Genomic DNA, 23,521 nt, shown 5'->3' with positions numbered 1-23,521 from the left:
GAATCATCCCATGGTCTGACGACCAGCCCCTCCGGACGAGGCATCATGGTGTCAACACATCCCCACCACCTCTGGAGGAAAACAATGCAGTACACACTCGCCGCGGCCACCAACTCCGACGGAAGCCTGTCCAACGGCTGGGCCATCGCCCTCCTGGTCGTCCTCGGCGTCATCGCTCTGGCTTTGCTGGCCTTCATCGTCGCCGCGCTCATCAGCGTGGTCACCAGCGATGTGCTCGCCGGCGGCGGCAAAGCAGTCTGGTTCCTGCTGATCCTCGCCTTCCCGCTGCTCGGCGCGGCCCTGTGGTTCCTGTGGGGACGCAACGGGAGTTTCACCCAGAACGACGTCGCCGCGAAGCGACCCCAGAACGTCGCTCCCTGACTTAACTCGGCTCCCCGTCACTGCACAGTTCATGTGTCAATCTGTTCACAACGCCGTAGAAACGCCGTAGAATCGGTGCCATGAAGAAGCAGATGTTGACCCTCGCGCCGGAGGCCGTACAAGGCGTGCCCCGTGGTGAGTCTGTGTGGGAAAAAGCACTCATTGACTTCGTCCGGGGCGCTTCAGCCGAGGGAAAGACGGTCGTGGTCAGCACCGAAGTCACCACGCTGACCCCTGATGAGGTTGCACGGGGACTCAACCTCTCCCGATCCACGGTCTCGCGGCGCATCGCCGACGGCACCATCCGGTCGGTCAAGGTCGGGAACCGACACCATGTGCCTTACCCCGAGTACCGAAGGCTCTGGGACGAGTCGATGACGGAAGCCGTCTCTGCGTCGATGGACGACATCGAGGCCGAGCTTTTCGATGGCGAATAGCTCACCAGCGATCACCATGAATCGTCCCGCGGACTGACGACCGACCTCCCCTGTCGCGGCCCGGGCCAGGTAGCCTGCGGTCATGTTGCCCTGGGACCACAATTCCTTCTATCACCGGCTCCTGATGAAGCACCTGCCGACAGGCTGCGGACAGGTGCTTGATGTCGGTTGTGGTTCCGGGGCATTCGCTGCGCGGTTGGCAGAACGTGCCGACCGCGTCGACGCAATCGATCGCTCACCGACAATGATCGACCGCGCGCAACGACGGGTCCCCGACAATGTGACGTGCAATCTCGCCGATGTACTGGAGTCTCCTCCCCTACCGGACTCGTACGACGCGATCTTCTCTATCAGCACGCTGCACCACATGAATCTGACGGATGCGCTGCCGGTACTTGCCGACGCCCTGCGGCCCGGAGGGACACTCGCTGCTATCGCTCTGCCGAAGACCGACCTCCGGAGGGAGTGGCCGATTGAGCTCGCCGCAACGGTCACCCACCACGCTCTGGGTGGATTCTTCTACGCCAGGAAGTTGCTGGGGTATCAGAATACGTACCCGACCGGTCCGGCAGAAGACTCAATGCCCATGGTCTTGGCCCCTCCATTGACAACCCGTGACGTCCGCAGCACCGCAGGTGCCTTGCTACCGGGGTGCCGAGTGCGCCGACTACTGTTCTGGCGCTACCTACTCACCTGGCAGAAACCCCTCTGAGTTTTCGGAGCGACGCCAACTGGCGCTCCCCGGCGACCACGCGGATCAGTGACCAAGGTTTCCAAGCGCAACCACCGCAATGGTGATCCCTCCTGCAATTCCAGCGGCGCTCGGGGCACTGTCGCTTCGGCGGTTGCCCGTGACTACGACCGTTCAGGGCAATGCACACGGTCTTCAGCGAGGACAGCGTAGATGACCGTATCGGTCCACTCCCCCTTGCTCCACCAGTCCTGGCGATGATGCGCCTCCTTGCTCATCCCCACCGCCGCAGCAAGTCTGGCCGACGCCACATTGCGCGCATCCATCTGCGCCACCACACGGTGCGCCCGGTACGTCACGAAGACGAAGTCGAGGACCGTGCCAACTGCCTCACGTGCCAGTCCCCGTCCCCCGTAGGACGGATCGAGTACCCAACCGATCTCCGCGATGCGATGCTTCCGGTCGGTCCACCAGACCAGCACATCCCCGACCGCGCGCTCGTCGCATTCAATGACGAGGGCGAGGGCACCACGGTCGCCGTCCAGGTCACCCTTCACCAGCCGTTCCTCTACGTGCCGGCAGGCATCAGCCGCGGTCCACGGCTCATCCAGAAGAAAACGGGCGATGTCTTCCCTCGAATAGATGGCATGAAGCGCCGCCGCGTCCTCCCGGTCATGCAGGCGTAGGCAGAGGCGGTCAGTGGTCAGATTCCATGCAGGTTTCCCATCAATGGCCATACCCAAAAACTAACATAGTTCGCTTAGCATCCTCCGCGCCCGGCCTATAGCCTGGGACACGTGAATTACTGGGAGCACCGCAAGCCCGTCCAACGCACGCGGACCATCACGGAGCAGGACATCGCCCGCGCCGCCGCCATGCTCCTCGACGCCGGCGGGCTACGCGCACTGACGGTCCGGGCGGTCGCGAAAGAACTCGACGTCGCCGCACCGAGTCTCTACTCACGCATTGAATCAGCGGACGATCTCTTCGATCTCGCGCTGGACGAGACACTCGGGAGCGACCCTGAGATATCCGCAGCACTACAGGACGTTTCCATACAGCCACTGATGCTCGTCTACTACCGCCACCTGGTGCGACACAGGTGGGCCTGTCAGGTCATCGGCATGCGAGCTCCCCGCGGCCCGAATTATCTCCGACTGTCAGAACGGATGTGTGTCCTGCTCGATGACGTCGGATCTACCGACCCCCTCGGGTCTGCTTACATGCTCTCGAACTTCGTCGTCGGCAGCGCCAACGCTGCCCCCATGGTGGACAACGAGCGCACGGCCGCCGTTGATCCCGGGATCGCGCCGACGTACTCCCAACTCCATGCCCAACACTCCGTCAGCGCTGACGCAATTGTCGCTGCCGGACTCGCAGCACTCTCAGCGCAAGCAGCAGACCAAGGGCGGTCACGATGATCACGGCAGCTAATCCTGTGACGGCCCACGGCAGCCCGACGACATCCGCGAGATATCCGATGATGACCACTGGCAGCGAATTCGCCAGAAAAAGCAGTGAAAAATACAGCGCAGTCAACATGCGCCGGCGCTCCGGGGGAATGATGAGGTTGACGATCGCGAGCGTGGAGACGAAGACGAGACCTAGTCCCACGCCACAGAAGACCGCTCCCAGTCCCAGGATGATGACACTGGAGGACGGGAAAGCAGCGACGACCAGGACGGAACCGACCATCAGACAACACAGCCCGATGGCCAGATTCTTGTGGTCATCGATCCGCGAGGCGCACTGTTCGGCAGCACAGGCAAGAATGAACAATGCGGAGGTCACCGTACCGGCCAGTGCCAAGTTCTCCACATGGAGAAGCTCGAGAGCGTAACTTGGCCCGACTGCAAGAAACATTGCACCGAGAGCCCACGCAGCCATCACTGCGAGACAACACACGACATAGAGCGCCGGCGACCAGAGAGCAGGTACATGCTCCGGTGGGCTTTGCGCCCCGTCGACGCCATACCGTTTTCGCCTCTGAGATGTGAGAATAACCAGCAGCACACAGGCGACACCCCCGTGCACCAGGAAGACGAGCCGCGTCGGAGCGCCGACATACTCCGCAAGCACCCCGGACCCGAGTGCCCCTGATGCCAGCCCTCCGGCGACTGCGGTTGCCGTGGCCACCGATGCTCGGCGACTGTTGTTCGTCGGCTGGAACTCCAAGGCGAGAACATTGGCGGACGCGTTGACGAGCCCCACGGACACCCCCTGCACCGCTCGAGCGACGACAAGGATCCAGAGCGTTGAGGCGCAGACGAAAACAAGGCTCGCGATCAAACTCAGGGTCAGACCTACCCCCAGAACCGCCCATCCCCTGCCTTTGTCCGCCAGTACGGCCCCCAGAAGTAGCGCCGGTATCAGCGTCAGCGCATATACACCGAAAACTACCCCCTGGGAGCCGATAGAGAACCCGATCTGCTCACGCCACACGTCGTAGAGAGGTGACGGGATCGCTGCCGCAGCAAGACAAACCACGACGACAGCAAGTGTCACCGCGTAGGTGACCGAGACAGTCGGTCGTGCAAATCCTCCAGCCATAACCTTCTCCGTCCACAAGAAGCATTCGCCGCTTTGCCATTTGACTTTACAGGTGTAAATTGACGCCCGTCAATACTCACCTACACCCCCTGGAAGCCGCGTTAGACTGAAGCACTATGACGGCCTCACCCTCCGACCCCGGACACCGACGGAAGCGTTCTCCTCGCGGACACGGGGACACCCTGCGCACGGATCTCATCCAGGCCGCCTTTGAGTTGCTCAGCAATGAGAGCCCACTGACCCTCCGCAGCGTCGCGCGTCAGGCAGGGGTGAGCCCGACAGCCCCCTACGGACAGTTCAAAGACCTGGACGAGATCCTGATCGAACTGAAGAAGTTCTGTTACTCGCAACTCTTCGACGCCATGCAGCGTTCTGTGCGTGACATCACGGACCCGACGCAGAAGATTGTCGAGCTGAGCCTCACCTACGCCCGGTACGGCCTGGACAACCCCGGACCGTACAAGATCATGTTCGCAACCCCGATCACGAGCAGTTCGACCGCCGACGCGACCGGAGTCATAGGCGAACGCGCCCTCAAACTCCTTGAACAGTGCCTTGCCGACGTACGGCAGATCAGCGCCGACAACCCGGAGATAGCTGAAGACAGCGTTCTTCTCTGGAGCGCACTCCACGGAGTCACGCACCTACGCCTCATGAAAGCGGCACCCACCCGCCTGCCGTTGGCTGATGAGGTCCACGAGATAGTCAGGCGGTTCCTCGCCCTACCCCATTAAACTATCTATGTTAGCTTTGATGACATGCTCGACAGCTCGCTCCTCCCCCTCGAGGGCACCCGCACCCGCCTCCGACCGCTCGCCGACAAAGATGCGCAGGCATTCGCCGAGGGCACCCAGGACGCCTACGTACGCCAGTACGGCCACCTGCCGGAATCTACTTACACTCCAGATTCCGTCCGAGCCATAGTCCGCGACGAGGTCGTCCCGGGCCTGTCCCGCGGCAGCCTTGCCGTCCTGACTATCGCCGACGTCTCCACCGACGACTTCTGTGGAAGTCTTGTGCTCTTCGACGTCACCGATGACCATGCCGAGGTGGGATTCTGGCTCCATCCGGCACACCGGGGAACGGGTCGGACAACCGAGGCCCTGGATCTGGCCGTGTCATTCGTTCGCCGCAGCGGTCTTTCACAGCTGACAGCGCGAACCGTGCCGGTGAATACTGCCTCCCGGCACGTCTTGACTCGGGCGGGGTTCGTACCCGTCGGACGAACAGCAGAAAGCGCCCCGTCCGGACACACCACGACGTTGCTGCACTACGTCTATGACATAACCCGGATCGACGTCGCACGGCCCCCTGACGGCGACGGGGCCGACCCCCGGATTCGTCCGGTCAAGGTGGTGATCAGCGGTGCACCGACCACCACGCCGAGGGCGTAGGAGGTGACGATGTATCCCGATTGGGCCTCGCTGATGCCGAATCCGCCGAGCGCGAGGGCAAGCAGGGCGACCGGCCGTCGCCAGCGCCCCATCTCCGTCTATCGCGGGACAGGTTTGCGCTGCGCATACTGTGCCGGAGACCGACGGGTGAGACGGGACGGCAAATGCGACTTGGCCCCCATAGTGGAAGCTCTTTCACGCGACGTGAATGGTCATACACAAAAAGAACAACCCCGCGCGTAGGTCATTCCCCTCCCCAGTGCCAAGAATGGTCCGTAACGAACTCATTCCATTGTCAACCTGCCTTCCTGGTGAATTCAAGCCTCCGTCCGGGAAAACAGGCCCTCGCAGCGTGATGTTCTGCCCGCAACCTGTCAGGTGACGTCCGACTGAGACGGCACCGTACCGGACTCCCGGGGAATCATCATGGCCGTCGCTGCTGCAGCTACGAGCGCCAACGCACCGACAAGAACTGCCGAGACGGCTGGCTCGGTGAAACCGGTCGGAGTGAGTTCGCCTCCCGCTCCGGTGAAGACGGCGGTGAGCACAGCGATTCCCAGCGCGATGCCGAGTTCGCGGGCTGTCGAGTTAGTCCCCGATGCCGTCGCCTGGTCTTCCGCCACTACCCCGTGAAGCGTGGCTGTCGCCAACGGCGCAAACACCAGGCCCATTCCCACACCGGCTGCGATAAATGCTGGAACGAGAACGCGGTATTCCACTGAAGGGTCGAGAAGAACAGCAATCCAGGACAGTCCGATCGCCATCAGCAGCAGTCCGGTGATCAGCACCGGCCGCGTCCCGGTGCGTGGTGTGATGAAGCCGGTCAGTGGTGCCACCACCAACGGTGCCAGCGTCCAGGGCATGGTCATGACTCCGGCATGGAGCGGACTGGCTCCCTGAACGAGCTGGAGAAACTGGATCAGAAGGAATATGGAACCGAAGATCCCGAAGGAGAAGACCACGCCGATCACATTCGCCGCGGCAAAGCTCCTGTTCCGAAAGAGCCGCAGCGGTAACAGTGGGGCTTCCACCCTGGCCTCCCAGGCAATGAACGCGACAAGCAGAGATACGCCTGCTACCAACGACCCGAGAATCTCACCACTGGTCCAACCGGCATCATTACCGCGGACGATGCCGAAGGTAAGCGTGAAGATACCACCAGCCGCCAGCATGACGCCGAGGACATCGAGCCGCTCGAGGCGGCCGTGCGACTCCGGAAGCGCATAGCGAATAAGCGGCAGACAGATCAATCCCACAGGTACGTTGAGCCAGAAGATCGCCTGCCAACTCAGCCCTTCCACGACGGCTCCCCCGATGATCGGCCCCAGTGCCACTCCGAGACCGGAGACGCCACCCCAGATGCCGATCGCCGCGGGGCGCAAGCGCGGAGGAACAGAGGTACTCAGCAGTGTCAGCGAGAGGGGCATGACCGCTGCTCCCCCTGCTCCCTGCAATGCACGAGCGGCGATGAGCATGCCGACATCATCGCTGAATCCGCACCAGAGGGAGGCCAGCGTGAACACAAACAGCCCGCCCATGAACACCCGTCGGCGCCCGAACCGGTCGGCCAGGGCGGAAGCCATCAGGATCAACGAGGCAAAACTCAGGGTGTACGCGTTCACGGTCCACGTCAGTGCTTCCAGCGAGGCACCGAGATCCTCGCGGATCACCGGTAGAGCGTTAGTTACCACGAGGTTGTCGAGTGCGGCCATGAACATCGGCAACGACACGGCGAGCACCACCAGCCATGTGGGCCGCATCCTCACGTCCTGGGATTGAACCGAGATGTCAGCCATCACGCCTCCTTAGTTGTAATCAATTGATTACAACTAATCTAAGTAATCAAGTGATAGCCTGTCAACGTGAACAATGGCGCAACCGGACGGATCCCTGCGGCCGAGCGCCGCGAACTGATGCTCGACGCGGCAAGCCTCGTCTTCGGCGAACGCGGATATGCCGGCGCGACCACCGATGTCATCGCCGATACCGCCGGCGTAAGCCAGGCGTACGTGGTACGCACCTTCGGCTCCAAAGAGAATCTTTTCGCCGAGACGGCGTCGCGGGCGATCGACCGCATCGCCACAGTCTTCCGTGAGGTGGGCAGCCTCCCCCCTACCTCCGGTAGCGACATGCAGGCAGTCCTCGGACGAGCCTATGTCGACCTCGTTGCAGACCGAGGAATCCTCCTGACCACAATGCACCTGTTTACCCTGGGCCACCATCCCCGTTTCGGCCCGTTGGCCAGGGAAGGAATGCTGGGGATTTACCGAGTCCTGCGCGATGACGTGGGCCTCTCGGACACGCAGTGCGAAGCATTCCTCGCCAAGGGGATGCTGATCAACACGGTCCTCGGACTCGGCCTTCCCGAAGTCGCCGGTGACAACCCCGACGCACAGAATCTCATGACCTGCATCTTTGAAGACAACACCAGCGAAGTACTTACCCTGGCCGCCGAGCAGGAGCCGGTGGGCTCGGCCCGACGCAACACCCGACGGGTCCAGCCTTAGGAGTCAGATCCGCTCCAAGAACGTCCAGATCGTGCCATTATCGAAGGCCGCACGTCGCCACGTGGGCCAGGTGTGCCCGCCGAAAATGTCATAGCGGAACTCGAAGTTATCCAGCCCCCGGCGAACAGTCTCGGCCTGGAGCTGCCCGGTCATCACGAACGACCCGGTCTCCACGGGACCGCCAAGGAACATTGCGGCCGAAGGGTTCTCACTCCGCAGCTCCTCGGGGTGCACGATGCCGGTGGACACGTTGACCAGCACCGGCATGGTGAGATTGTCCAGATTCAGTGTGGGATTGTTCGCCGCACGGCTGGCCTCGGATGTCCAGGGAGCCCGCCCCCGGTCACTGAGCTGAGAGGAAGTGATGTCGATGGCGAAGCGTCCTCCCGGCGACTGCGGATCATAGATTCCGCTGAGCGCATAGACGGAGTTGTACTGCTCGGGATGCTTCGAGGCGATGTTCATCGTGGCGTAGGCGCCAGCGCTCAGGCCGACCACGCCGGTGGTCCCCCGCCCGCCGTCTGGCACGTCGAAAGAGTTCTCAAGGTAGTCCGGCAGTTCGTCGACGAGGAAGGTCTCGAACTGGGCGTCGTCGGCGTCGCCGGGCGCGACCTCGTCCCAGTTCTGCGACCAGGTCCACGGATCAGTGACCGGAAAGACGAGGGTCTTGTCCTCCCCTGCCAGGTAGTCGAGCGCGCCTGCCTTCTCCACCCAGCCGTTGACCTCGCCGGAGTCCGCACCGTCGAGGAACAGGGCGACCTTGGGGTTGTGCTCGGTGTGGGCGGGGCGCACGATCACGGAGAACTCGCGGCCCATCGACGGGGACGGCACCTGGCATTCGAGCGCGCCGGTGGCGTCCTGCGGTAGCGCCGTCTCGTCGCTGGCACTGCCGAGACTTCCGGAACCGCTGGTGGAGGACGCCTCGGCGTCCTGCGGGACGTACGCCTCGCAGCCGGACGGCGCAGGACGTTCCGCTGCGTCCGCCACCGCCGGTGGCAGGACCGCTGGCGCCAAGACGGCGACGGCGAGAGCGCTGGCGGTGAGCACGGCGGCGAGTTTGGTGGATCGTGTGGGGAGGAGAGATGAGGGGTGTGCGGGACTTCCCGCGAAGGGCAACGTCATGAAAAAGCAGGTTACCGGGACAAACGTATCTGCGGGGCGAAAGAGCCGAAGTCCACCCCGCGCCAGCGTCGGCCCCGAATTGCATCGACGGATTCCCGAGTTGGCGTAGTACACAGCCATTGCAAACGACATAAAGCCCGCTCGACCCTCGCCGCCTGGACGATCCCGTACATTTGACACGGAAACCACAATCAGAGGAGACAGGCACACCAATGGGCTTTTTCGGACCTTCACCAGAGACTTTCGCCGTCGATATCGGCAACCCCGGGTCAGCCGACCAGCTGACTCGGTACCTGACCGACATCGCCGGTCCCATCTACAGGCCCGGAGATCTTACCGAGGCTGCCGCCTGGCGACAGGTCGCGGCGTTGGAGCGGATCGCTGCCGGCATCGAGACGATCGTCGAGAACATAACGGCACCGCAGGCACCTCCAGTCCCCACCCCTCCCCCTATGCCAAGTAAGAAAGACCAGCAGGCACCTCCAGCCCCTAACCCTCCCCCTATGCCAAGTAAGACAGACCAACAGGCACCTCCAGCCCCTACCCCTCCCCCTATCTCAGATCAGACAGACCAGTACGACGACCCCACGATGCGCATCCAGCGGTAGCATCTGGCTACCCCAGAGGAGACCGCGACAGGCGATGCCGCTCCTTGAGGCAGGCTGAGTTGGTGAGGAGACTAGTCATCTCCCATACCTCCTGCAGGTTCATGTCCCATGCCACCCGCGACCTATTCATGCATCCCACTTGAACCTTACGGGTCACACCCCCACCCACACCTCCACACCGGTGCTAGCATGGCCTCGAACACGAACTCCGGCGGGACGGCCCGTCGGCACACCGCTCGAGCAGGGACGTCCCCGCGGAAGATTCCGGGTACATCATCATGACCAGTGCATCCGCCCTGCGCGAGACCCTCACAACGTCTGTCGTCGCGCGTCTTATCCTCGGCTGGGGGACTTTCCTGGCCACCCTCCTCGCCGGCCCGGTCCTCGACGGCGATCTCTCCACCCCGGTACTCACCGCCATCCTTCTCGGCCTCGTCGGCGTGATCGTCGTCTGCGCCTTCGGCGTGGTCGCGCAGGCCGAACACCTCGCCCACCGCCTCGGCGACCCTTACGGCACCCTGGTGCTGACCCTGTCGATCGTGGTCATCGAGGTCATCCTGATCTCCGCGGTGATGCTCGGCCCCGGCGAGCACACCACCATCGCCCGCGACTCGGTGATGGCGGTGTCGATGATCATCCTCAACCTCGTCATCGGCGTCGCGCTGCTCGTCGGCGGCACACGCCACGGCGACCTCACCCCCAACCGGACCGGCACCTCGTCCTACCTCGCGCTGCTCGTGGTGCTGACCACGATGGCCTTCGTGATGCCGGGCCTGATCGGGTCGGACGGCTCGTACACCACCGGCCAGGCGGTGACGATCGCGCTGCTCACCGTGGTGCTCTACGGCTACTTCCTGTACCGCCAGACCGGCGCGCAGGCCGCCGACTTCCGTGAGGTCACCGCCGAAACAACCGCGCAGACAACCACGCAGGACGCCCCGGCGCCGCGCGCCGACGGTGCGGCCAGCGCCAGCGCCGGGCACCGCCCGGAGATCATCGCCCGCTCGATCATCCTGCTGCTCACCGTCCTGCCCATCGTGCTGCTCTCCCACGACATGGCCACGCTGCTGGACGAGGGCCTGGCCCGCGCCGGCGCACCCGTGGCCCTGTCCGGTGTGCTCATCGCCATGATCGTCTTCCTGCCGGAGACGATCACCGCGGTGCGCGCCGCCCACACCGGGGAGATCCAGCGGGTCAGCAACCTGTGCCACGGCGCCCTGGTGTCCACGGTGGGGCTCACGATCCCGGCGGTGCTGATCATCGGCATGGCCACCGGCCAGCATGTCGAGCTCTTCGAGTCCCCCACGAACCTGGTGTTGCTGGCGGTCACGCTGCTGCTGTCAGTGGCGAGCTTCACCGGCCGCCTGGTCACGGCGATCCACGGGGCGGCGCACCTGATGCTCTTCCTGGTTTTCGCCCTGTCCGTGTTCTCGTGAGGGGTCGCGCACCCCGGTCAGCACCGCGGCGGCGAGCAACGGTAGGGCGATAAGCGGCAGCAGCGCAACCTCCAGGCCCACGGTGTCGGCGGCCGCCCCGATCACCGGCGACGCCACCCCGCCGACCGAGACCGCCAGGCCGAGCGTCACCCCACTGGCGGTGCCGGGGTGCCGCGGCAGATAGTCCTGCCCGAGTGTGACGTGCAGGGAGAACGGCACGTAGAGCACCACGGACGTCAGCGCGATGAAGATCCACGCGACGGGCCCCGGGATCAGCAGCATGCCCGCGCCCACGGGCGTGGCCACCAGGTAGGACGCCCGCAGCACCGTGGTGCGCGGCCACCGCCGGGCGAGGTGGCCGCCGAGCGCGGTGCCGACCGCGCCGCCAAGGTAGAACACGAACAGCGAGGCAGAGGCCAGAGCGTCCCCCACGCCCCGGTACTCGTGCATGAACAGCACGATGAAGGAGCCGATGCCCACGAAGACGACCGAGCGGCACATGATCGCCGCGGTGGTGCGCAGGAAACTCCCCCAGTCCTCCCGCGGTGCAGCCGCGCCGGACGCACCGGACGTACCGGGCGCGCCGCCCGGTGCGTCCTGCGCGGCGTGCACGCGCCCGGCCCACACGGCCGCGACAATCCCGGTCACTGCGGGCACGGCGAGCAGTGGGCTGGCGCGAAGGCCCAGCACACCGACCGTGGCGGCCACGGCCAACGGCGCCACGGCGAAACCGAGGTTGCCGCCGAGGGAGAACCAGGACATCACCACGTGGTCGTTGCCACTGATCTGGCGGGCGCGTCCCGCCGCGGCCGGGTGGTAGGCGGCCACCCCGATGCCGGACACCGCGGCGACCAGCACGGTCACCCACAATGCCTCCGAGACCGCGACCGCGGCGATGCCGGCCCCGGCGATGGCGATGCTCACCGGGATCAGCCACCGCATGCGCCACCGGTCGCCGAGCACACCGAACAACGGCTGGACCACCGACGATGCCAGGGAGGACGCCAGCACCACCCCGGCCGCCGCGGCGTAGCCGTAACCCCGCTCCAGCACGAGGAAGGGAACGAGGGCGGCGACCGCGCCTTGGTAGAAGTCGACCGCGGCGTGGGAGTAGGACAGCAGGCGGACGCTGCGTCTGGCGGCGGTACTGGCGGCGGTACTGGCGGCGTGCGAGGTCATGGGGTCCACCATCGCAGACCCCGCACCCGGCGCGCTTTCACTAGACTGACTATCAATGTCAGGAATCCGCCACGTCGCCACCGCGCCCACCGAGACCCGTCGCCTCGGCCCGGGCTCCGATGTGACCCCGCACTCTCACGACACCCACCAGATCGTGTACGCCAGTTCCGGGGTGCTGGAGGTCCTCGTCCCGGAGGGCACGTGGTTCACCCCGTCGGTGCGGGCCGTGTTCGTCCCGTCCGGCACGATCCACAGCTGGACGGTGCACGGCAGCGCCACGGTGCACCTGGTCGGGGTGCCACAGTTCCCCGGCACCCCGCCGCTACCTTTCCTGGTGCCGGCGACCCCGTTGTTCCGCGAACTCACCGTGGCCTGCGCCGACGCCGGCGCACCGGTCACTGCAGCGCAACACCGCCTCCTCGGCGTGCTCACCGACCAATTGGTCGCCACGGACGCCCCGCCGACGATGCTGCCCACGGTGCACGACCCACGCCTGCGCGATGTACAGCGCGTCGTCGAGGAGGACCTGTCCGCCAGCCTCCCGCTGGCGGCGCTGGGACGCCGGGTGGGGGCGAGTGAACGCACCCTGTCGCGGTTGTTCCGGGCGGAGTGCGGGATGGGGTTCACCACGTGGCGTCATCAGGTGCGGCTGCACCGCGCCACATTATTACTGGCCGACGGGGCCGCGGTGACGCAGGTCGCCGCCGCGTGCGGCTACTCCTCCCCCAGTGCGTTCATCACCGCATTCCGTTCCTCGTTCGGGCGGACACCGGGGTCGTTGTACCGATAGCCTATGATGTTGTCACCAACTGAACACAGATCAACAGACACGGGGTGTCCCTGCACGCAGGGGCTGAGATCACACCCGCTGAACCTGAACTCATTCACATGAGCGGAGGAATGTCCCATGCCGGAAGTCCCGGCGGTGGCGCTCGACCATGTCGACGTCGCCTACCCGAATTCACCCGCCGTCCTCACGGACGTGCACCTCACCGTCCCCGCCGGGGAGCATATCGCCGTCATCGGCCGCTCCGGCTGCGGGAAATCCACCCTGCTGCATCTCGTCGCCGGCCTTCTCGAACCCGCCCGCGGCACCGTGCGCGTGCGCGACGGCTCCGGTGCGGACGCCCGGCTGGGCCACTGTGCGCTGATGCCGCAGGGCGACAGCCTGCTGCCGTGGTTCAGCGTGCGCGACAACGTCGCCGTCCCGCTGCGCAACCGGGGCGTGGGACGCCGTGCCGCACGCAAACGTGCCACCGAGACCCTGGCGTGGTGCGGGCTGGAGCACCATGCCCGGCACCGTCCCGACCAGCTCAGCGGCGGGATGCGCCAGCGTGCCGCCCTGGCCCGCGCGCTGCTGGCGGACAAGCCGGTGCTGCTGGCCGATGAGCCGCTCGGCGCCCTGGACGCGATCACCCGCGCCGAGATCCAGGACTGGCTGCACGGGGTGCTCAGCACCACCGACACCACCATGGTCATGGTCACCCACGACGTGGACGAGGCCCTGCTGCTCTCCCACCGCGTGGTTCTCGTGGCCGACGGGAGCGTGGAGCCTGCCGGACGCAGCCGCGAGGGCTGGTTCGACCGACGGCGCGGACGCGCCCGGGAGGACGTCCTGGCCGACCCGGGGTTCGCCGCCGCCCGCTCGGCGCTGCTGCGCGAACTCGCCGGGGGTGCATGATGGTCCGCAGATTCACCACCACCGTGCTGCCGCCGGTGGTCACGATCGTCCTCGTGGCACTGGCGTGGCTCTGGGCCACCGCCGGTGACCGGGTGGAGGACTACGTTCTGCCGTCACCGGGGGCGGTATTCACCGCCCTGCAGGTCAACTGGGCCGATCGGTTGGCCTCCGCGACATGGCTGACGGTGTCGGAAACGTTGCTCGGTATCGGTGCCGGCGTGGCCGTGGCCCTGCTGGTCACCGTCGCCGCCGGGTACCTGCCGGTCATCGGCCGGGCATTCACCCCACTGCTCATCGCCTCGCAGGCGATCCCCACGATCGTGCTCGGCCCGATCCTCACCATCGCCCTGGGCTACGGCATGCTGCCGAAGGTGATCGTGGTGGCGTTGGTCTGCTTCTTCCCCGTCGCCATGAACCTGCTCGCCGGCATCCGCGGGGTGGATGACCGGCTGGTGGACACGATGCGCAGCATGCACGGCACCCGCGCCTCGGTGTTCTGGCGGCTACGCTTCCCCGCTGCCCTGCCCGCCGGTTTCGCCGGGCTGCGCGTCGCGGTGACCTATGCGCCGGTCGCCGCGGTGTTCTCCGAGTACACCGGCTCCTCCGACGGCATCGGCTACCTGCTGATGCAGGCCATCCCCCGGCTGCAGACCGACTACGTGTTCGCCCTGGTCGTGGTCCTCACCCTCATGTCCGCCCTCCTCCTGCTCACCGCCACCCTGCTGGAACGACTCTGCTGCCCCTGGGCACCGAAAGGCTCACGATGACCCCCTCCACCATGATGAAGCTGCTCTCCCGTCCCACCGCCGTACTCGTCACCGCCGCCACGGTTCTCTCCCTCGCCGCCTGCGCCTCCGACGAGGACTCCTCCACCTCCGCGGACCAGACCCGTGTGTTGCTGGACTGGAACCCCAACCCCGACCACCTGGCGCTCTACACCGCCGAGCACACCGGTGCCTACGAGGATCAGGACCTGGACGTGGAGTTCCTGTTGCCCGGCAATACCGCCGATGCCGCGAAGGACGTCTCCTTGGGACGCTCCGATCTGGCCATCAGCTACGAGACCGAGACCATCCTCGCCCGCGCCGAGGGCCTGGACGTGATCAACGTCGGCGCCCTGATCCCCACCCCGTTGAACTCGCTGATCACCAAGAAGTCCTCCGGCATCACCACCCCGGCGGACCTGGAGGGTAAGACGGTGGCGACCTCCGGCTCGCCCTCGCAGACCGCCTCGCTGGACTTCATCGCCGAGAAAGCCGGCTTCGATGGCTCCACGATCACCACCCCGAATGTGCAGCAGAACCTGAACCAGGCCCTGCTCAGCGACCAGGTCGACGCCATCTTCGGCGCCTACCCCAACATCGAGGGTGTGGAACTGGCCGAACGCACCGACATCACCACGCTCAGCGCCACGGAGATGGGCATCCCCTCCTCCGCGGAGCTGGTGATCATCGCCAACCCCACGCGCCTGGCGCAGGACGCCGACTACGCCGACCGCATCCGGCGGTTCCTCGCCGGCACCGCCGCCGGTCACGACGCCGCCCTGCAGGACCCCGACCTGGCGGTCGAAGCAATGACCCCGGTGACCCAGGGTGCCTATGACCCGGACCTGCTGGCCAAGATGGTCGACGCCACCGTGGACATCCTGCGCGAGGGCAACAATGACGGCGACACCACCTTCGGTGTGCAGGACCCGCAGGCCTGGGCGGACTACGCCGACTGGCTGCGCGACAACGGTCTGCTGGACACCCTGGTGGACGGTGGGGCGGCCACCACGGACGACTACCTGCCGGAGTAGCTCCGGTATGCCTCATCCGCCCTATCTTTGACCTGCTGCATCCGCTGCCGCAGTTCCTGGTTGTCGGCGGCCACGTCCCCGCTGGCGGTGAAGGGTTCACCGACGACCACGTGCACCGTCACCCGGCGTCCGCCGAGGCGGGGGCGTTGCCCCTTGGTCCAGAGTTTCTGCGTGCCCGAGCAGCCCACCGGCACGATCATGGCACCGGACTGCGCTGCCAGACGCACCGCGCCGGTCTTCAGCTCGCCGATCTCCGCCTCGTGGCGGATGGTGCCCTGCGGGAAGACCGCCACAACCTCACCACGGGCCAGGGCGTCCGACGCCTCCGTGAGTGATCCCCCGCCCTTGCCCGGCGTGCGGTCCACCGGGATGCCGCCGAGTTCGAGGAACAGTGCGGAGACCCACCGGTTGGCGAAGGCCTCCTTCTTCAGCAGGGCGTGGGGTTTGCGGTCACCGCGCACCACCAAGGGGCCGTGCACCGGGATCATGTCGTAGTAGGCCCGGTGGTTGGGGGTCAGGACCACCCCGCCGGTCAGCGGGATATTGGCCGCGCCCTCGATGCGTACCCGGATGTTCTGCGCCCAGAACAGCCCGATCAGTAGGCTCTTGGCGAGGTCATAGGGCCTCCGGGGGCGGTGACGAGGTACCGGGGGCGTCCCATCGACGGTGGTGATGAGGGAGCGCGCCACGCGGGACATTTCTTTCGACATGGTAAGCACCCTATCGAATGCGGTGTTATACGTTCGTCACCGCGCCCACCGAGGCGGACTGCACCAGCTTGGCGAACTTGCCCAGCACCCCGTGCAGCCTCGGGTTCGGCGGCGGCGTCCACCCCTCGGCCCGTCGGGCCAGGGTCTCCTCGTCGACGAGCAGGTCGATGCTGCGCGAGGGGATATTCACCCGGATCGGGTCACCGTCCTCGACAAAGGCGATCGGTCCACCGTCGACGGCCTCCGGGGCGACGTGGCCGATGACCAGGCCCGTCGAACCGCCGGAGAAGCGCCCGTCGGTGATCAGCAGCACGTCCTTGCCGATGCCGGCACCCTTGATCGCGCCGGTGATCGCCAGCATCTCGCGCATGCCGGGGCCACCCTTGGGCCCCTCGTAGCGGATGACGACCACGTCGCCCTTCTTCAGTTCGCCGTTGAGCACGGCGTCCATCGCCGGCTTCTCCTGGTTGAACACTCGGGCGGTGCCCTCGAAGACCTCGGCATCGAAGCCGGCGGTCTTGACCACCGCGCCCTCCGGGGCCAGGGAGCCGCGCAGGATGCTCAGCCCACCGGTGGCGTGCAGCGGCTCGTCCAGGCTGCGCAGGATCTTGCCGTCGGGGTCCGGCGGGTTGATCTCGGCGAGGTTCTCCGCCACGGTGCGGCCGGTCACGGTCAGGCAGCTGCCGTCGATGAGCCCGGCGTCCAGCAGGGCGCGCATGACCACGGGGATGCCGCCGACCTTGAAGACGTCGTTCATCACGTAGCGTCCGAACGGCTTGAGGTCTCCGAAGTGCGGCACGCGGTCGCCGACGTCGTTGAAGTCCTGCAGCTTCAGATCCACCTCCGCCTCATGGGCGATGGCCATCAGGTGCAGCACCGCGTTGGTGGACCCGCCGAGTGCCATGACCACGGCCACGGCGTTGAGCAGGGACTCGCGGGTGATGATGTCGCGGGTGGTGATCCCCTTTTCCAGCAGCCCCACCACGGCCTTGCCGGACTGGCGGGCGTACTCGGTGCGGTTGCGGTGGATCGCCGGCGGGGCGGCGGAGCCCGGCAGGCTCATGCCCATCGCCTCGGCAGCCGAGGCCATGGTGTTGGCGGTGTACATGCCGCCGCAGGCACCCTCGCCGGGGCACACGGCGCGTTCGATGATTCCCACGTCCTCCTCGGACATCTTGCCCGCCCGGCAGGCACCGACGGCCTCGAAGGCGTCGATGAGGGTGACTTCCTTCTCCGTGCCGTCGCTCAGGCGCGCCTGCCCAGGCATCGTCGAGCCGTTGTAGAGGAACACCGAGGACAGGTCCAGGCGGGCCGCCGCCATGAGCATGCCGGGGATGGACTTGTCGCAACCGGCCATCACGATGGAGCCGTCGAGGCGTTCGGCGGACATGACTGTCTCCACCGAGTCGGTGATAACCTCGCGGGACACCAGGGAGTAGTGCATGCCCTCGTGCCCCATCGAGATGCCGTCGGACACCGAGATCGTGCCGAACTCCAGGGGGTAGCCGCCGGCGGCGTGCACGCCTTCCTTGGCGAAGCCGGCGAGCTTCTTGAGGGTGAGGTTGCAGGGGGTGATCTCATTCCAGGAGCTGGCAACGCCGATCTGCGGCTTGTCCCAGTCGTCGTCTCCCATACCCACCGCGCGGAGCATGCCTCGCGCGGCGGTCTTCTCTAGGCCGTCGGTCACGTCACGGGAACGGGGCTTGATGTCGTGCTTCGCAGTGTGTTCCATACGACAATTCTAGTGGATCCGGCGGCAACTGCTACCGCTGCGACGCGGTGATCGACAGCAGTCCGGACGACACCTCAACCGTGAGCTCGGTGAGCTCGTCGAGGACCTCGGAGACGCCGTCCTGCCGCTCCAGTTCCTCACGCGGGTGGGACGTGGCGACCGCGACCACCCGTGCCCCGGCCGCGTGGCCGGCGGCGAGTCCCGCCGGAGCGTCCTCGACGACCAGGCAGTCCTGTGGTTCGACTCCCAGCTTCGCGGCGGCGCTGAGGTAGCCCTCGGGGTCGGGTTTGCCCTCGGTCACGTCGTCGGCGGCCACGAGGATCCGTGGCACGGGCAGGCCCGCCGCCGTCAGTCGAGCCCGCATCAGCGCCTGCGACCCGGAGGTCACCGCCGCCCACGCATGGTCCGGCAGGGTGGCGAGCAGGTCCGCCGCCCCGGGCAGTGCCACCACGCCGTCAACGTCCCCGGCCTCCCGTCGTTCCAGGTCCGCTGCCTCCGCAGCAACCTGGTCGGCCGGGAGGAAGTCGGCGATCGTGTCGGCGGAGCGACGCCCGTGACAGACGGCGAGCACCGCCTCGGCGTCGATGCCGTGGTCGACGGCCCACCTCCGCCAGGCCCGCTCGACCGCGGGAGTGGAGTCGACGAGGGTGCCGTCGATGTCGAAAAGAATGGCGGCGACGGTGAACATGCACCCCACCGTACCGGCGCCGATCACACGTAGCCCCGGTAGTTGCTCGGTGCCACGCCGTGCTCGCGGGCGAAGACGTGGCTGAAGGAACTGGTGCTGGAGTAGCCGAGGTGCGTCGCGATGCTGCGCACCGGCACTCCGGCGAAGAGCAGTTGGCGGGCGATGCCCATCCTCGCCGAGGTCCGCCACCGGCGAAATCCCCCGTCCAGCGCCTCCTCCAGCTCGTCGCGCGTGCAGCCCAGGTGCTCCGCCCACTGCCCCACCGACCGGTCTGAGGACGGTTCACGGTGGAACTCCTCGAGCAGCCGCGTCATCAGCCGGGAACCCTGCCGGTCCTCCTCGGAGCCACGGGCGAGATAACCGTAGAACAATCCATCCACCAGCGCTGTGGTGGTCGGCGCGATCGGGTCGTACTCGCGTGCGGACGCTGCGAGCAGCGCGGCGGCGTCCTGCGGGTGGACGCGGACCGGCCCGCCGGCCCGCGGCGTCCTGCCGACGCGTGCGCCGACCGGCAGTACGAGGCTGCCGGCGTCCATGCGCACCACGTTCGGGATCCCGGCGGGAAGCCAGGCCAATGCCCCCTCGGCCAACTCCACGGTGCGTTCACCGGCAGAGACCTGCGCGCTGCCGCGGTGCACCCAGACCAGCACGTGCATCCGGTTGGTGCGCGGCCACGTCGAGCGCGCCGCGCCGGTGTGCGCCGGGGCCTGCGATGGTGCGGCGGTCGTGCGCATCAGCCGCGACAGCGCCGAGGCCGAGGACAGGCCCACCCAGTGTGCGGCGGACTCCAGTGTGGCCCCGGGTTCGCGTAGGTACGCCTCGGCGGTGGCGACCCGGGCCCGCGCCCGCCACTGCCCCACGCTGAGCGTGGTCTCCGCACGAAACCGGCGGTTCAGCGTGGCTGCCGACAGGTGCACGGCAGCAGCCAGGTCGGCGACGTCGACCGGTGTACTCAGGTCATCCAGCAGGATGCGCGCGGCCTCGCGCGCGCCGGTTGAGGTGGGCATCGCCGCCGGTGCCGCACGACGGTCCTCCTGCAGGTAGCCCAGGCTCGAGGCGAACTGGTCGACGAGCCGACCGTGCCAGGCGGCGTCCACCGCCCCGGTGGTCGCCCCACCCTGCACGGCGAAGGGCAGGTCATCGTCACCGCGGCAGCGCATGCCGAGCACCACGGCGTCCGGCGCGCGGTCGACGCGCAGGCGCTGACCTGCATTGACCCACACGCCGCGTCCCTCGCCGAGCCGGAGGCTGGCGCTCGTCCCTTTGCCGACGATCACGTGCGCGGAGCCGGTGAGCGTCCAGAAGAAGACGGGGAACCTGAGTTCAACAGGATGCGTCATACGGTCAATCCGGGCCATGCGTCCGACCGTACACTCGTCCCCCGTAAAGAAGGTCAGGCTTAGCTACAAGGAGGACAAGAAGTGAGAACAGCAGGAACGCGGGGCATGTCGGTGCTCGTGGCGTGCGCATGCGTGGTCGGGTTGGCGGCGTGCTCGTCGTCTTCGGACGACGAGAGCAGCACCAGCGCAAGCGCCAGCGCCGAGAACAGCACCAGCACCGAGACCGTGGAGCACGCCTACGGCAGCACCGAGGTACCGGTGAACCCGGAGCACGCCATCAGCTTCAGCCAGGCGTGGTCGGATGCCTTCGCCGCGCTGGGCCACCCGGTGGCAACCGAGGTCATCAGCTCCGTCTTCACCGACGGCGTGCCCTGGAGCACCGAAGCCGCCGGTGAGACGATCACGAACACCGGTGGCGGCGGCAACGCCATCGAGTCCTTCGGTCTGGAGGAGATCGCCGCGACGAACCCGGATGTGATCCTCGCCGGCTACGTTCCCGACCAGGCGACCTACGACGCCCTGTCGGAGATCGCCCCCACGGTGGCCACCGTCGGCACCGGCAAGGTCGACGACTGGCGTGAGGTCACCACCGCCGCCGGACGCATCCTCGACGAGCAGGACCAGGCCGAGGAGGTCGTCGCGGACGTCGACGAGCGCATGGCACAGGTCACCGAGGACTACCCGGCGGTCGACGGGGCGAGCTTCGCCTACGCCGCCTACAGCGACGGCTCGTTCAGCGTGCTGTCCTCGGAGGACGACGCGGCCAATAAGTTCTTCACCGACCTGGGCATGGACCTCACCGCCGACGAGATCGAGGGCGAGGCAAGCGCCCGCGGCATCACGGTGTCCGCCGAGAACATCAGCCTGCTCGACATGGACCTGCTGGCCGTGTGGGTGCGCGGCACGACGCCGGACGCTCTGCCCGACGGGCTCGCCGGCTGGTCGTCGCTGCCGTCCGTGGAGGCCGGCACGGCCGCCGAGCTGCAGTCCGCCGCCGCCACCGCCCTCGGCGCGCCGACGGCGCTGGCCATCCCGTGGCTGCTCGACGAACTCGACACCTACTTCAGCAACCTCTGACACCCCCGGAAAGGAGCCGCATGAATAACAGCACTACCACAAGCACCGACAAAGAGGTCGTGACCTCGGTCCTCAGCAGTGAGGAGCACACCAAGGGCCTGAGCGAACTGGCCATCGAGGTCACCTCCGTGACCCAGCGCCACCCGTGGCTGGTGCGCGTCACCGGCCACGTCGCCGGGATCACCGACCACGCCGCCTGGGAGCCCACCAACCTGGCGGTACGCCTGGCGATCCCCGATCCCGGTGACGCGATCGGCGAGATGACCGGCCAGCCCGACACGTGCCGGCGGGTCTACACCGTCGCCGCCTTCGACCGCGACACCGCGACCCTGGATGTGGACGTGGTGGTGCACGGCGAGGACTCGCCGATGATGTGCTGGCTGCGCGACCTGACCCCCGGCGACCTCGTGCCCTTCGCCGGGCCGCGTCCGCACCCCGCGCCGACGCGCACCTCCCCCGAGCAGCGCATCCACCTGCTGGCGGACGGTTCGGCGTACCCCGCCGCCAGCGCGATCGCCCGCGCGGTGGCCGTGGACACCGTGACCCTGGCTGTGCCGGACGGCGACCCGACGGCCTACGCCGCCGACTTCCCCGGCGCGGACGTCCGACTCACCGACGGCACCGCGGGCACTCCCCTGGCCGACCTCGTCGGCGAACTCCCCTCGGACGACACCACGGTCTTCTGGGCCGCCGGCGAGCGTGAGGACATCCGCGGCGTGCGCCACCACTGCCTGAAGGTCCTGGAGCTGCCGAAGGCCCAGGTCCAGGTCTTCGGCTACTGGCGACGCGGCAAGTCCGGCACGCAGGCCGACCTGGCGCGCCTGCGCGCCGCGGCGTCCTACCAGGAGCAGGGACGCACCTTCGGCGACGCCGACGATTTCGATATCGAGATCTAGCGGGTATCTGCCGACCCTGCCGTCGTACTACGAACGTGGTACGCCAGAATCCCACGTCTGCGGGATTCGCCCCGGCCCCGCCGGGGAAAGAATGGTCATATGACCAGTCGACCTCATCCGGAGCACCGCATCCCGCGGTGGGCCGGGGACGTGGCACTCATGATTCTCGTCATGATCCCCTCCGCGTTCCCCAGCCCGCGTCCGCCGATGGCGGGCCCCGGTGGGGCGGCCATCCCCGAGCTGCTTCCCACGCTCGCCCCCGTAATCCTCTCCCTCATCGCCGCGCTGCAGATCCCGCTGCGCCGCAGTGTGCCGGTGGCCGTGTTCACCGCCGCCCTGTGCATCTACCTCAGCGCCCTGGTCGCCGACATCCAGACTCTCGGCCCCGGCATCGCCGCGATCATCGCCGCCTACAGTGTCGCCAACCAGACACGGCGTCCGGTGTCCTTCACCCTCTGCGGTGTCGGTTCCGTCCTCGTCGCCGTGATCAGCCTGTTCACCACCGAGCAGATCACCCTGGACCCGCAGGTCTTCCAGATCGCCGCGGGCATCGCCATCGCTGGCGCGCTCGGCGACAGTGCCCGCTCCCGCCGCGAGTTCACCCGCGCGGCCACCGAACGCGCCGAACGTGCCGAACAGACCCGTGAGGCCGAGGCGCGCCGCCGCGTCGCCGAGGAACGCCTGCGCATCGCCCAGGATCTGCACGACACCGTCGCCCACCAGATCTCGGTGATCAGCCTCAACGCCGGCGTGGCGTCCAGTTCCCTGGACACCCGCCCGGACAAGGCCCGCGAATCCCTCGGCACCATCCGCGCGGCCTCCCGGGAGGTGCTCGGCGACATCGGCGTCCTGCTGAACTACCTGCGGGAGGACGCCGCGACGCGGCACCCGCAGCCCGGCCTGCGCGACCTCGACGCCCTCGTCGACTCCATGACCGCCTCCGGGATGCAGGTCAACCTGCACGCCGACGGCGATCCGGACCGCGTCGGCACCACCGTCGGCCAGGTGACCTACCGGGTGGTGCAGGAGGGTCTGACCAACGCCCACAAACACGGCTCCGGACGCGCCGCCGACGCGAGCGTCTCGGTGCTGGACGACTCGGTGCTGGTCACCGTCACCAACCCGACGTCGCGGGCCGACCCGAACCAGCCGAATGCGCCCAGCGGCCAGTTGGGCCTGACCGGGCTCCGCGAGCGGGTCACCGCCGCCGGCGGCACCGTCACGCTCAGAAAGGACAACGACATCTTCACCCTCGTCACCGAACTCCCCTTAAAAGACACCTGAGGAAAGGACC

At 67.0% G+C, this 23,521-nt stretch carries 24 protein-coding genes and 1 riboswitch; of the genes, 15 read left to right on the top strand and 9 right to left on the bottom strand.

All coding sequences use genetic code 11. The features are described from left to right. Positions 1-84 precede the first annotated feature (84 nt). From ACT3SZ_RS09580 to ACT3SZ_RS09570, 3 genes are all read left to right on the top strand, one after another. On the top strand, positions 85-381 hold the full coding sequence (locus ACT3SZ_RS09580; RefSeq protein ID WP_444618304.1) for a PLD nuclease N-terminal domain-containing protein: 297 nt from the start codon (positions 85-87) through the stop codon (positions 379-381). 80 nt (positions 382-461) lie between these two features. Continuing rightward, positions 462-818, top strand: coding sequence for an excisionase family DNA-binding protein (locus ACT3SZ_RS09575; protein WP_444618303.1), 357 nt, complete (start codon positions 462-464; stop codon positions 816-818). Between the two features lie 82 nt (positions 819-900). Next, positions 901-1,530, top strand: coding sequence for a class I SAM-dependent methyltransferase (locus tag ACT3SZ_RS09570; protein WP_444618302.1), 630 nt, complete (start codon positions 901-903; stop codon positions 1,528-1,530). Between the two features lie 143 nt (positions 1,531-1,673). On the opposite strand, the gene ACT3SZ_RS09565 is transcribed toward ACT3SZ_RS09570, so the two are convergent. Continuing rightward, a complete protein-coding gene (locus ACT3SZ_RS09565) occupies positions 1,674-2,246 on the bottom strand; it encodes a GNAT family N-acetyltransferase (protein ID WP_444618301.1) in 573 nt (190 codons plus the stop codon). 60 nt (positions 2,247-2,306) lie between these two features. Between ACT3SZ_RS09565 and ACT3SZ_RS09560 the strand changes: the two genes are divergently transcribed. Continuing rightward, entirely contained in the window at positions 2,307-2,930 is a 624-nt protein-coding gene (locus tag ACT3SZ_RS09560) for a TetR/AcrR family transcriptional regulator (protein ID WP_444618300.1), read from the top strand. Here ACT3SZ_RS09560 and ACT3SZ_RS09555 read toward each other — a convergent pair. Further along, complete coding sequence (locus tag ACT3SZ_RS09555; protein ID WP_444618299.1) at positions 2,854-4,059, bottom strand: MFS transporter; 1,206 nt, start codon at positions 4,057-4,059, stop codon at positions 2,854-2,856. The genes ACT3SZ_RS09560 and ACT3SZ_RS09555 overlap by 77 nt on opposite strands. Before the next feature lie 116 nt (positions 4,060-4,175). Between ACT3SZ_RS09555 and ACT3SZ_RS09550 the strand changes: the two genes are divergently transcribed. Together ACT3SZ_RS09550 and ACT3SZ_RS09545 are read left to right on the top strand one after the other, a co-directional pair. Next, on the top strand, positions 4,176-4,793 hold the full coding sequence (locus ACT3SZ_RS09550) for a TetR/AcrR family transcriptional regulator (RefSeq protein ID WP_444618298.1): 618 nt from the start codon (positions 4,176-4,178) through the stop codon (positions 4,791-4,793). A gap of 24 nt (positions 4,794-4,817) precedes the next feature. Next, positions 4,818-5,453, top strand: a complete 636-nt coding sequence (locus tag ACT3SZ_RS09545) for a GNAT family N-acetyltransferase (protein WP_444618297.1) — start codon at positions 4,818-4,820, stop codon at positions 5,451-5,453. A gap of 374 nt (positions 5,454-5,827) precedes the next feature. Here ACT3SZ_RS09545 and ACT3SZ_RS09540 read toward each other — a convergent pair whose 3' ends face one another. Beyond that, entirely contained in the window at positions 5,828-7,249 is a 1,422-nt protein-coding gene (locus ACT3SZ_RS09540) for a DHA2 family efflux MFS transporter permease subunit (RefSeq protein WP_444618296.1), read from the bottom strand. 66 nt (positions 7,250-7,315) lie between these two features. Between ACT3SZ_RS09540 and ACT3SZ_RS09535 the strand changes: the two genes are divergently transcribed. Beyond that, the gene (locus ACT3SZ_RS09535) at positions 7,316-7,960 is read left to right on the top strand and encodes a TetR/AcrR family transcriptional regulator (RefSeq protein WP_444618295.1); all 645 of its coding nucleotides are present in this window, start codon (positions 7,316-7,318) and stop codon (positions 7,958-7,960) included. A gap of 3 nt (positions 7,961-7,963) precedes the next feature. Here ACT3SZ_RS09535 and ACT3SZ_RS09530 read toward each other — a convergent pair whose 3' ends face one another. After that, positions 7,964-9,082, bottom strand: a complete 1,119-nt coding sequence (locus ACT3SZ_RS09530) for an alpha/beta hydrolase (protein WP_444618294.1) — start codon at positions 9,080-9,082, stop codon at positions 7,964-7,966. An 886-nt stretch (positions 9,083-9,968) separates the two neighbouring features. On the opposite strand from ACT3SZ_RS09530, the gene ACT3SZ_RS09525 reads away from it, so the two are divergent. Beyond that, a complete protein-coding gene (locus ACT3SZ_RS09525; RefSeq protein WP_444618293.1) occupies positions 9,969-11,126 on the top strand; it encodes a calcium:proton antiporter in 1,158 nt (385 codons plus the stop codon). Here the strand turns inward: ACT3SZ_RS09525 and ACT3SZ_RS09520 are convergent. Next, positions 11,031-12,305 carry an MFS transporter gene (locus ACT3SZ_RS09520; protein WP_444618292.1) on the bottom strand — a complete coding sequence of 425 codons (1,275 nt, stop codon included), beginning with the start codon at positions 12,303-12,305 and terminating at the stop codon, positions 11,031-11,033. The two genes, ACT3SZ_RS09525 and ACT3SZ_RS09520, sit on opposite strands and share 96 nt — an antisense overlap. A 55-nt stretch (positions 12,306-12,360) precedes the next feature. On the opposite strand from ACT3SZ_RS09520, the gene ACT3SZ_RS09515 reads away from it, so the two are divergent. The 4 genes from ACT3SZ_RS09515 (at position 12,361) to ACT3SZ_RS09500 (ending at position 15,784) form a co-directional block, all read left to right on the top strand. Then, positions 12,361-13,095, top strand: coding sequence for a helix-turn-helix domain-containing protein (locus tag ACT3SZ_RS09515; protein ID WP_444618291.1), 735 nt, complete (start codon positions 12,361-12,363; stop codon positions 13,093-13,095). Between the two features lie 30 nt (positions 13,096-13,125). After that, positions 13,126-13,223, top strand: a riboswitch (TPP riboswitch). Next, on the top strand, positions 13,213-13,986 hold the full coding sequence (locus tag ACT3SZ_RS09510; protein WP_444618290.1) for an ABC transporter ATP-binding protein: 774 nt from the start codon (positions 13,213-13,215) through the stop codon (positions 13,984-13,986). (Overlaps the previous riboswitch by 11 nt.) Then, positions 13,983-14,753 carry an ABC transporter permease gene (locus ACT3SZ_RS09505; protein WP_444618289.1) on the top strand — a complete coding sequence of 257 codons (771 nt, stop codon included), beginning with the start codon at positions 13,983-13,985 and terminating at the stop codon, positions 14,751-14,753. Before ACT3SZ_RS09510 ends, ACT3SZ_RS09505 begins: the two co-directional genes overlap by 4 nt. Next, positions 14,750-15,784 carry an ABC transporter substrate-binding protein gene (locus ACT3SZ_RS09500; protein ID WP_444618288.1) on the top strand — a complete coding sequence of 345 codons (1,035 nt, stop codon included), beginning with the start codon at positions 14,750-14,752 and terminating at the stop codon, positions 15,782-15,784. The genes ACT3SZ_RS09505 and ACT3SZ_RS09500 overlap by 4 nt, the downstream gene beginning before the upstream one ends. Here the strand turns inward: ACT3SZ_RS09500 and ACT3SZ_RS09495 are convergent. Genes ACT3SZ_RS09495 through ACT3SZ_RS09480 form a run of 4 tightly spaced genes read right to left on the bottom strand, consistent with a single transcriptional unit; the run spans position 15,769 to position 20,272 of the window. Beyond that, positions 15,769-16,494: a lysophospholipid acyltransferase family protein gene (locus tag ACT3SZ_RS09495; protein WP_444618287.1), complete on the bottom strand. Its 726-nt coding sequence runs from the start codon at positions 16,492-16,494 to the stop codon at positions 15,769-15,771. The genes ACT3SZ_RS09500 and ACT3SZ_RS09495 overlap by 16 nt on opposite strands. Positions 16,495-16,519: 25 nt before the next feature. Next, the gene (gene ilvD, locus ACT3SZ_RS09490; protein ID WP_444618286.1) at positions 16,520-18,226 is read right to left on the bottom strand and encodes a dihydroxy-acid dehydratase; all 1,707 of its coding nucleotides are present in this window, start codon (positions 18,224-18,226) and stop codon (positions 16,520-16,522) included. Positions 18,227-18,257: 31 nt separating this feature from the next. Then, a complete protein-coding gene (locus tag ACT3SZ_RS09485) occupies positions 18,258-18,914 on the bottom strand; it encodes an HAD-IA family hydrolase (protein WP_444618285.1) in 657 nt (218 codons plus the stop codon). Between the two features lie 23 nt (positions 18,915-18,937). Next, positions 18,938-20,272 (bottom strand): helix-turn-helix domain-containing protein, encoded by a 1,335-nt coding sequence (locus ACT3SZ_RS09480; RefSeq protein ID WP_444618284.1) that lies wholly within the window; start codon positions 20,270-20,272, stop codon positions 18,938-18,940. Between the two features lie 63 nt (positions 20,273-20,335). Here ACT3SZ_RS09480 and ACT3SZ_RS09475 point away from each other — a divergent pair, with 63 nt between their 5' ends. The 3 genes from ACT3SZ_RS09475 to ACT3SZ_RS09465 all read left to right on the top strand — a co-directional run bounded on the left by ACT3SZ_RS09475 (position 20,336) and on the right by ACT3SZ_RS09465 (position 23,511). Then, positions 20,336-21,331 (top strand): ABC transporter substrate-binding protein, encoded by a 996-nt coding sequence (locus ACT3SZ_RS09475; protein WP_444618283.1) that lies wholly within the window; start codon positions 20,336-20,338, stop codon positions 21,329-21,331. Positions 21,332-21,351: 20 nt separating this feature from the next. Beyond that, the gene (locus ACT3SZ_RS09470; RefSeq protein WP_444618282.1) at positions 21,352-22,227 is read left to right on the top strand and encodes a siderophore-interacting protein; all 876 of its coding nucleotides are present in this window, start codon (positions 21,352-21,354) and stop codon (positions 22,225-22,227) included. Positions 22,228-22,326: 99 nt separating this feature from the next. Next, positions 22,327-23,511, top strand: a complete 1,185-nt coding sequence (locus ACT3SZ_RS09465) for a sensor histidine kinase (RefSeq protein ID WP_444618281.1) — start codon at positions 22,327-22,329, stop codon at positions 23,509-23,511. The last annotated feature ends 10 nt before the right edge of the window (positions 23,512-23,521 follow it).

Source organism: Corynebacterium sp. AOP40-9SA-29 (assembly GCF_052377405.1).
In the GTDB taxonomy this organism is placed as follows: domain Bacteria; phylum Actinomycetota; class Actinomycetes; order Mycobacteriales; family Mycobacteriaceae; genus Corynebacterium.
The sequence above is the reverse complement of the archived record's forward strand: the minus strand, read 5'-3'. Positions and strand labels throughout refer to the sequence as shown.